The organism is Acidocella sp., from assembly GCF_013044125.1.
Classification (GTDB): domain Bacteria; phylum Pseudomonadota; class Alphaproteobacteria; order Acetobacterales; family Acetobacteraceae; genus Acidocella.
The window spans coordinates 1-8,434 of sequence record NZ_JABEVC010000094.1 but is presented as its reverse complement, the minus strand read 5'-3'; the positions used below and the strand labels follow the sequence as shown (position 1 = coordinate 8,434).

The 8,434-nt window shown below is 57.5% G+C and carries 10 protein-coding genes and 2 tRNA genes; 5 read left to right on the top strand and 7 right to left on the bottom strand.

All coding sequences use genetic code 11. The features are described from left to right. Positions 1–166 precede the first annotated feature (166 nt). Positions 167–1,723, top strand: a complete 1,557-nt coding sequence (locus HKL97_RS05830) for a GIY-YIG nuclease family protein (protein WP_291423367.1) — start codon at positions 167–169, stop codon at positions 1,721–1,723. Positions 1,724–1,799: 76 nt separating this feature from the next. Here HKL97_RS05830 and HKL97_RS05825 read toward each other — a convergent pair whose 3' ends face one another. The 5 genes from HKL97_RS05825 to HKL97_RS05805 form a co-directional block, all read right to left on the bottom strand. Continuing rightward, on the bottom strand, positions 1,800–2,000 hold the full coding sequence (locus HKL97_RS05825) for a hypothetical protein (RefSeq protein ID WP_291423365.1): 201 nt from the start codon (positions 1,998–2,000) through the stop codon (positions 1,800–1,802). A gap of 831 nt (positions 2,001–2,831) precedes the next feature. After that, a tRNA-Arg gene (locus HKL97_RS05820) sits at positions 2,832–2,908 on the bottom strand. A gap of 27 nt (positions 2,909–2,935) precedes the next feature. Further along, the gene (locus HKL97_RS05815; RefSeq protein ID WP_291423363.1) at positions 2,936–3,241 is read right to left on the bottom strand and encodes an ETC complex I subunit; all 306 of its coding nucleotides are present in this window, start codon (positions 3,239–3,241) and stop codon (positions 2,936–2,938) included. A gap of 53 nt (positions 3,242–3,294) precedes the next feature. Beyond that, positions 3,295–3,371: transfer RNA gene (locus HKL97_RS05810), tRNA-Pro, on the bottom strand. Between the two features lie 64 nt (positions 3,372–3,435). Then, positions 3,436–3,915, bottom strand: coding sequence for a DUF192 domain-containing protein (locus HKL97_RS05805; RefSeq protein WP_291423361.1), 480 nt, complete (start codon positions 3,913–3,915; stop codon positions 3,436–3,438). A 29-nt stretch (positions 3,916–3,944) separates the two neighbouring features. Here HKL97_RS05805 and HKL97_RS05800 point away from each other — a divergent pair, with 29 nt between their 5' ends. Further along, positions 3,945–5,369: a glycosyltransferase family 39 protein gene (locus tag HKL97_RS05800; protein ID WP_291423359.1), complete on the top strand. Its 1,425-nt coding sequence runs from the start codon at positions 3,945–3,947 to the stop codon at positions 5,367–5,369. Here HKL97_RS05800 and HKL97_RS05795 read toward each other — a convergent pair. Then, entirely contained in the window at positions 5,362–5,862 is a 501-nt protein-coding gene (locus HKL97_RS05795; protein WP_291423357.1) for a hypothetical protein, read from the bottom strand. The two genes, HKL97_RS05800 and HKL97_RS05795, sit on opposite strands and share 8 nt — an antisense overlap. A 159-nt stretch (positions 5,863–6,021) precedes the next feature. On the opposite strand from HKL97_RS05795, the gene HKL97_RS05790 reads away from it, so the two are divergent. The 3 genes from HKL97_RS05790 (at position 6,022) to HKL97_RS05780 (ending at position 7,940) form a co-directional block, all read left to right on the top strand. Beyond that, positions 6,022–6,645, top strand: coding sequence for a 2OG-Fe(II) oxygenase (locus tag HKL97_RS05790; RefSeq protein WP_291423355.1), 624 nt, complete (start codon positions 6,022–6,024; stop codon positions 6,643–6,645). Then, positions 6,638–7,294: a 2OG-Fe(II) oxygenase gene (locus HKL97_RS05785; protein WP_291423353.1), complete on the top strand. Its 657-nt coding sequence runs from the start codon at positions 6,638–6,640 to the stop codon at positions 7,292–7,294. Before HKL97_RS05790 ends, HKL97_RS05785 begins: the two co-directional genes overlap by 8 nt. 124 nt (positions 7,295–7,418) lie before the next feature. After that, positions 7,419–7,940 carry a hypothetical protein gene (locus tag HKL97_RS05780; protein WP_291423351.1) on the top strand — a complete coding sequence of 174 codons (522 nt, stop codon included), beginning with the start codon at positions 7,419–7,421 and terminating at the stop codon, positions 7,938–7,940. Between the two features lie 57 nt (positions 7,941–7,997). On the opposite strand, the gene HKL97_RS05775 is transcribed toward HKL97_RS05780, so the two are convergent. Next, positions 7,998–8,434, bottom strand: a 437-nt coding sequence (locus tag HKL97_RS05775; protein ID WP_291423349.1) for an ABC-type transport auxiliary lipoprotein family protein, incomplete at its 5' end; no start/stop codon positions are given.

Below are 8,434 nucleotides of genomic sequence, written 5' to 3'. Positions count from 1 at the left end.
GCGCAGGGATTTTTTCGCAAGGATAAAAGCCATATTCTAAATCATGAATAAATAAATTAGGAAAATAATCATATTTCTCCGGGCGAACCATGCTTGGCATTTCAGCCTTTTTTACCCAGCAAATCGGTGCTATTGTTGAAATAAACGGCAACGAAAGTAATCCAAAATGGCATCTGGCTTCGTTTATGCGCTGGTGAATAGTTCCCTTCCCGGCCTTGTGAAAGTCGGCAAAACAACTCGCCTACCTTCTGAGAGAGTTGCAGAACTGTCAGGTGCTACGGGAGTAGCTACGCCATTCATCGTTGCGTTTGAACAGTATTTTTCGGACTGTGGCGCTGCTGAAGAATTCGTTCATATAACACTTGAGCGGCAAGGCTTGCGTCAATCGAGCAATCGTGAGTTTTTCCGCGCTGCCCCAAATGAAGTTATCCGCATTATCTTAGATGCTCCCGGTCGCCTTGATGGGCCGCCTGTTGTGGAAGCCGAAGATACGGCGGAAGACGATGGATTACTATCCGGCGATGATCTTGAGCCAGATTTGAAGTTAGAAGGTTTAAGGCCATCAAAACCATGGGATGACTTACTTGAACAGGCGGAGAATCATCATTATGGAATGGGTGACTTTATTCAAGATCATCAAGAAGCGCTTGCCCTTTACAAGGACGCTGCACGTCTAGGGTCGTTGCTCGCATATGAGCGGATCGGCGATCTTTATAACAGCGGCGATCTAGGGCGCGAAGACAAGGAAAAGGCGCTAAGTTTCTATAAAGAGGGAGCAAAACGAGGTAATTATTATTGCTATGCTGCTATGGCTTGTTTGTTTTTTGGCAACAATCAAGTCGAAAACGGCCACAAAGCGTTTAAGCTATTTATAACAAATCATAGTAAAATGCCTATCGTAGAAATTGAAGAATTTTCAGATAAGTATTGGTATAGTCTTCTTAATTATCTTCGCATATGTATTGGCAACAGCCACGAAATACAAAACAATCTCGAAATGCTAGAAGATACTGAAAAGCTTATCGATACGATTGAGAAGCAGAAAAATTGGTATATTAACCATAAAGACAATCCAGAATATTCTGAGGGCTTTGTGGATCATTCCCTGCAAGAGCTTGATATTTGCGTGGAGTGGCTGAAATGCAATTCGATAAAGAATTGCAATGAACTTTCAGGATTATCAAGCAAAAAATTTATTTTTGAAGAAAACAAAGAAAGTTTCATTGACAATGTGCTAAACCTTTCGTGTAAACTTCCTGTTTTAGTGGCTTTTTTTGCTACATGGCGAAATGTATCCCATAAACAGTTTTCATGGAGATTAGAACGGATAGTCAGGTCCTTCGATGGTAGAGCAATTCTCATGAAGATCGACGAGGACCCAAAAGGACTTTCGGTTAACCACTTAGGAAATCTAGGCAAAAAATTGGGAGACCTGAACCTTACTTCAGAACAACTGCCAGCGATTGCGGTTTTTTGGAATGGAACAATTACCAAATTGGTCAAGAGGACATTTACAGAAAATGAAATTTTTAACCTTATCGACTCCCAAATCACTCTTGCTAGTGTAAGTGTGCCCCCAAATCAGCTTACCCCACCCCCTAACGGAATATCTCTGCCTCAAAGCCCCAAAACCTCTCGTCCCCCTTCCTCTGTGGTGCTTTTTGGTGTTGCCGTTACGATTGTTGTAATAATTGGCATTTTTGCCGTCATAGGGCATTTTTGATAGAGCGGCGAACCTTAATTCCTGCCGCCCATGCACGGCATTATAACCTGCTTATGTGACCGGCAAGTTGCCGTTATTAGTTCATAAAACTCCCAATAATACCCAATAGAATTACCCCTCCAATAGTACCAAACACAATTATCAAGCACCCCTTTCTGGTTCGTTCAACGCGTTGGCCAAGATCGGTTTTTTGAATGTTACTCGGTATTTTAGCTCTCACCTTGGCTCGGTATTCTTCTTCAGCTTCTATGCGCTTCTTATCATCTTCTGACAGCATGGCACTCTCCGATCATAACGGAACGATGCCCTGCACCAGCCAATAAATCAATCAGTCTAAAAAATGATATTCCCGCGAGGGATACCCGACCAGCTATTGAGAATGATTCGCAACTACCGCCCCGCCTCCCGGCCCCCTGACCTCTTTCTAAAACATTTTTTACCGTTGCCGTGCTTGTTTTTCTGAGCCGGTTGTGGTACCCTGGTTGATGATGGCAAAGGCCGTTCATGGGGCGGGGTGTCAACTAGGCAAACTCTCTCGCCACTGCATCACAGCACACATGCCTTGTTTTTTACAAGGGCATTCGAATGGAAGACTATTTTGGAGAAGACACGGCCCTGCTCAAAGCAATGAGGGCTTACGGTAGAATGCGCTGCAAGGAGTTGGCCGCCGGTTTTCACTTGGACTTTATCCCTGAGCGGCGCTGGATCGTGGTTGAGGATGATGAGGATACTTACCTAGTCGCAGGCTACGCGAGCATGTACGACATGCGGCAAGAAGTATCGCCTATCGTTAAGTACCGCGTAACAGAGAGTAGAACGCGGCGAATTATGGCCGCTTAACCAAGAAGCCCCGCTGGTCAGCCCCGGCGGGGTTTTTGTTTGCGAGGCCAGGAAAAGCGGGAATAGCAGCGGCGCGGCAGCGCGGGTCCGGTTCCCGGCAGTACCCAGCCATGTGGCACGCAACCAGTGCGGAACAGACTTCACAACCCCGTGAACAGCTATGGCTTCGTGAAGTCTGATTTTCTTCTGGTGAGTCCGCTGTGAGTCCGCAACTTCAATTTATGGCAGCTACGCTTTCCTATTTAACCTCGTAAGTCATTAAAAATACTGGCGCGCCCTGATGGAGTCGAACCATCGGCCTCAAGATTAGAAGTCTCGTGCTCTATCCAGCTGAGCTAAGGGCGCGTGCTGGCGTGTGGTAAACCGCCGCCTTCAATGCGTCCAGTTTTCCTTGCGGTCAGCCCGGAAATTATCGGCATAGACCTTCGGCTTGCGGATCCGGGCGGTGGGGATTTCCAGATCGTAGGGGATTTCGTGCGCCTTGGCGTAGGCGATGGCCTCCTCGCGGCTGGCGAAGCTGAGCTTTATCTGGCTTCGCATATCGTCCGAGCCGGTCCAGCCCATCAGCGGATCGCGGATCTTGGCGGTCTCGGGCTCATACTCCAGCATCCAGCGGTGCGTCTTGGCGGTGCCGGACTGCATGGCGGATTTGGGGGGAAGGAAGATACGTGCCCGCATGAAACCTTAGCTCCTGCTTAAACTTGAACCCAAAAAACTTGAACCAAAAAAACTGGTCGGGGCGCCCGGATTCGAACCGGGGGCCTCTTGTACCCAAAACAAGCGCGCTACCAGGCTGCGCCACGCCCCGAACCATAGCCTTGCCACCATAAAACCCGGTTAACACCCCGGGCGCCATGGTTGCGTGGGCTGGCTTAGCCGCCGCCAAACTGCTTGGCAATGACCCTATCGCCAACATTGATATTCAGCGCCGCGGTGATGCCGCCTTGCAGCTCCAGCGTGGCAAGCACCGGCACGCCTGGGGAGATGGGGGTGAGGCTGTAGGGGACGGTCATCTCGGCGATGGATTTGATAATGCCGTCAGCGCCGATGAAGACCATGTCCTCCGGCACGGGGCAGTTTTTCATCCACATCGCCTGCATTTGCGGGTGCGGCCACATGAAGAGCATGCCGGCATCGGCGGGGATGGAGGTGCGGAACATCTCACCCGTATCCTGCTGCTGCTGGGTCACGGGAAGCTCAACCGTAAAGACATGGCGCTGGCCGTCCGCCCCGGCGATGATGAGCGACTCGGTGGGCAGCTTGGGCTGCGGGCCGGTGGGGTCGTCGCTCTGCGCGCGCGCGGCGCCCGCCGCCAGAAGCACCGCCGCCATGGTGAACGCTAAAATTTTCATAAACCCCTCATCGTCTGCATGGAGTAATCATGGACAAAGCCGGGGCCGGCTGCAATCACCATGGGGTGAAACGTGTCCCCCTGCCCGCCGCCGCCGTGGCGTTGCTGCTCACCCTGGCCACGCTGGCCAGCCGGGTGCCGGTGCTTGGCCGCTCGGTGCTGGACTGGGATGAGAGCCTGTATTTTTTAATGGCGAGGGCCTGGCTGGAGGGCCACCTGCCCTACACTACCATCTGGGACAACAAGCCGGTTGGCATCTACGTTATTTTCGTGGCTTTTCAGGCGGTATTCGGCAGCCAGGTGCTGGCGATGCGCCTTGCCAGCGTGGCCTGCGTGAGCCTGCTGGGCTTCAGCGTGTTCAAAATCACCGAACATATCACCAGGGACCGCGCGGCGGCCTGGCTGGCCGGCGGAGCGCTGGTGCTGTGCGCGCTGAGCAATGACGGGCTTTCGGCCAATACCGAGTTGTTCATGGCGGATTTCACCGCGCTGGCGGTCTGGGCGGTGCTGGCGGGGCGGCCGGGCTGGCTGGTGGGGGTGCTGCTGGGCGCGGCGTTCATGGTGAAATATGTCGCGGTGTTCGAGGCGCCTGTGGTGTTTTTTCTCTTCATGCTGCGCCAGCGGCGGGTTGGAGCGGGGGTTGGCGTGGTTATGGGCGCGGCGCTGCCGCTGCTGGCGGTGGTGGCGCTCTACGCGGCGGCGGGGCAGCTGGGGTTGTGGTGGGATTGCTCGGTGGCCTCCAACTTCCGCCGGGTGGATGTGCCGCTAAACGCGGCGGCGCTGGACTATGCGCTGCACACCCAGCTTTGGCGCTGGGGGACGCTGTATCTGGCCGGGTTTGCCCTGCTGCCGTTGGCGTTCTGGCGGCGGGAGGCGGTGTTTCCAGCGGCCTGGCTGCTGGGCGGGCTGGCCGGGGTGGCGGTGGCGAAATCATTCTATGACCATTATTTTTTGCAAGTTCTGCCGGTGTTGTGCGTGAGTCTGGGACTGTGGTTCAGCCTGTTGCCGCGCGGGAGGCTGGTGCGGGCGGGGTTTGTGGCGGCCGCGCTGGCGCTGCCCGCCTGGGCGGCGAAAATTGCCTTGCATGATGCCATGGTGCCGGATGTGACGGCGCAGGTTGGGGCCGAGCTGGCGGCGCAACACCCGGCGAGCCTGTATGTGTTTGATTCGCAGCCGATTCTCTACGCGCTGAGCGGGCAGACGCCACCGACGCGCTATGTCCTGCCCTCGGAATTGGTGGGGCTTAGCCTGCCGCGCGTGGCGGGGGTGGATGCCCGGATGGAGGTGGCGCGGATTCTGGCCGGGAAGCCGCAATTCATCGTTTGCCGCGCCCCGGCACCCACCAACCCGGCGGTGGTGAACCTGACGGTGTATGCGCAGTTACAGCAGGTGCTTGCCGCACGTTACCGGCTGTGGCGGAGCTACCCGGGGGTTGTGGTATATAAGATCAGATAGGCTCCTGGCCGGTCAGCGCGGCTTCCAGCCGTTGCACCGCGGCCTCGGCGGCCTCGGCGATATGGCGCAGTTTGTCATGGTCCAGAAAACGCGCGGTCCGCAATGTGGCCACCGCCGCTGCAACCCCCTGGCGTTGCAGCACATCAGCGATGCGGGCCATGCGCTGGGAGGTCTCCTCGGTAACGATCTGGCCGCCGATGAATTCCAGCCCCGCCTTGGTTCCCGCCGCCCAGCAGCGCCGGGCCAGATAACTGGCGCCGCCGCTCATTTGCAACGTCACTTCCTCCGGCAGTTCAGCCAGCGTACCCATGTCCACAAGGACGCCAGCGCTTGATTGATCCAGGATCAGGCAGTTGAACACCCCGCCACCGCCATTGGCGCTGATAAAAATTTTCGCGCTCCTGATGACCGGCCTGCGCGAATCGCCGCGCCGCTCGGCCAGGGCGGCCGCCTCGCTGGGGCCGGATTTGGCGCTCATCTCCTGCTGCAACATATAAGTTGGCCTTCCGCATGCTGGGTGGATGCCCCGTTATGACGGGCAGATGTTAATATCCGCCGAACAGGTGAAGAGGGGGGCGGGCTTGATCCACATCAATTCCGCGCGGAGGGCGTTTTGCTATCGGGGCGGCGATGGAACCCCGGTGGTAAAAATATGGCACAGCTTGATCTTGAGTCTTTTCGCGCCACTTCACTGACGCGCGAGCCGTTCAGTTATTTGGTGGTAAAAAATTTCATCCGCCCGGAGGCGGCCGCGAAGATTACAAAAGACTTTCCAGAGATCGCTTATCCGGGGCTGCTGCCGGTGGAGGCCACACAATACGGCCCTGAATTTCGCGCGTTGATCGAGGAGCTGACCAGCCCGGCGGTGGCGAAGGCTTTTGGCGAGAAGTTCGGGTTGGACCTGATCGGCCAGCCGGCCATGGTGACGCTGCGCGGGCGCTGCCAGGAAAAGGATGGACGCATCCATACCGACAGCGAGGCCAAGCTGGTGACGGCGCTGCTGTATTTCAACGAGGATTGGGAAGCCGGCGGCGGGCGGCTGCGGCTGCTGCGCGGGCCCGATGACCTGAACGACATGATCGCCGAGGTGCCGCCCAACATGGGCACGCTGGTGGCGTTCCGCCGGTCGGACAAATCCTTCCACGGGCACGAACCTTATGTGGGGGTGCGGCGGTATGTGATGATCAACTGGATGGCCAACGGCTTTGCCGCGCAGCGCGAGATCATGCGGCACAAGATTTCGGCGCAGGCCAAGAAGGTGCTTAATTATGTCTGATCCCAAGACCGCCGCGGCGCGGTTTTTGGCGAGTTTGGACGCCAGCCGCCGCACCGAGGCACCCTACCGGCATTGGCTGCTTGAGGACGTGCTGCCGGTGGACATGTGCGGCGCGGTGGCCGCGTTGCCGCTGGCGCCGCCGCAAATTGCGGATACGCTGGGCCGCCGCGAGACGCATAACAGCACGCGGCTGTTTTTTGGCGTGGAAGAGCAGGCGCGCTACCCGGTGTGCGCGGCGCTGGCGCGCGCGCTGCAAAGCCCAGAGGTGACGGGGCGGCTGGAGCAGGTTTGCGGCGTGGCGCTGGGCGGAAGTTCGCTGCGGATTGAGTATTGCCTGGATACGGATGGTTTCTGGCTGGAACCGCATACGGATATCGGGGCGAAGTTTTTCACCATGCTGATTTATCTCAATGCCTCCCCGGCGGATGAGGAATGGGGCACGGATGTTTATGCGGCGCCTGACGAATATGCGGGCACCGCGCCGTTTTACCCGAATGCCGGGCTGATTTTCGTGCCGGGCAAGGATACCTGGCATGGGTTCCGCAAGCGCAGGATCACCGGGGTGCGGCGCTCGCTGATCGTGAATTATGTGACGCCGGACTGGCGCGCGCGGCATGAACTGGCGTTTCCGCAAACGCCGGTGGCGTGAGGGCGGGGGCTGTCATCAACCGGCGTAAAGGTGGAGCGGATAAGTCTAAACAAATCTTTATAAAATAAACCGGACAGTTTGGCGCTATAAGACGTTTTGAAGCCACAGTGAATGCAGGCGTGAAATGTCAAAGTTCATGGTTTTCATCATCGCCATGATGGCGGCGGGTGCCGCGTATGGCGACACGGTGAGCGGGAGTCTCAATGGCCATCGCTTTGCGCTGAGCGGCGCAAGCGGGGATTTTACGCTCACGGCCGATGGGCGCGTGGTTCTGCATGATACCAGGGATCAATCCGTATCGGTTGCGGGGACTTATGCTTTTGGGGCGTCATCCTCCAGCTTTGTATCCTCCAGCGCCAATGGCAGCGTTATCTCCTCGAGTTCCAGCGGCGGCTCTGGGGAAAGCTATGGCGTTGTGTTGATCGCGGAGCGTGCGCCGGGCGGTGGGTGTCCGCTCAAATTTCAGGCGCTGATCCTGGGCGGGACCACGATACTCTCCAAACCCTTTGGCTCGTGCAGCGAAAGCCGGGAGATTTCGCAGATCAACGGCAGGATCGTGGTGATGACGCCGCGATTGGATGGCCCGGGCGATGAGGTGGACACCATTACGGCGGGCGGGGTGAGGACCGGATTTACCCCGAATTAGGGCGCGCGTGGGGTGAGAAGACGCCAGCCCACGCGGGCGCGGCCATAGCGGGGAAAATTAGCGGGCATAACGGGTGAGCAGCGCCACGGCCTGGGTGAGGGCGCTGGCCAGGGCAGCGTTTTGGGCCGCGGCCTGCGCGGCGGGTATGGCGCCTGACAGCGGGGCGGTGCCGGTGATGCGCTGTTGCGCCAGCGGCAGAGCGGCCGTGGTGATGCCGCCTGCGGGTTTGATGACGGCGAGCGTGAGCACGGCGGTTGCCTGGCCGCTCGCGGGATTGGCCAGCAGCTGGGTGAGTTCGCCTTCAACGATCAATCCGGGATTGAGCCGGCTGCCCGGCTGAATGACGGCTGAGAAAGCGCCGCTGGCCTGGCACCAGGTGAGCAGGGCCTGGGTGGCGGCATCGGCCGGGGCGGCGGCCCAGTTATTGTAATAGTCGATATTCAGGCTGCCATCAGGCGCCAGGGATTGCAGGCCCGTCTGGTCCAGACCTGGCG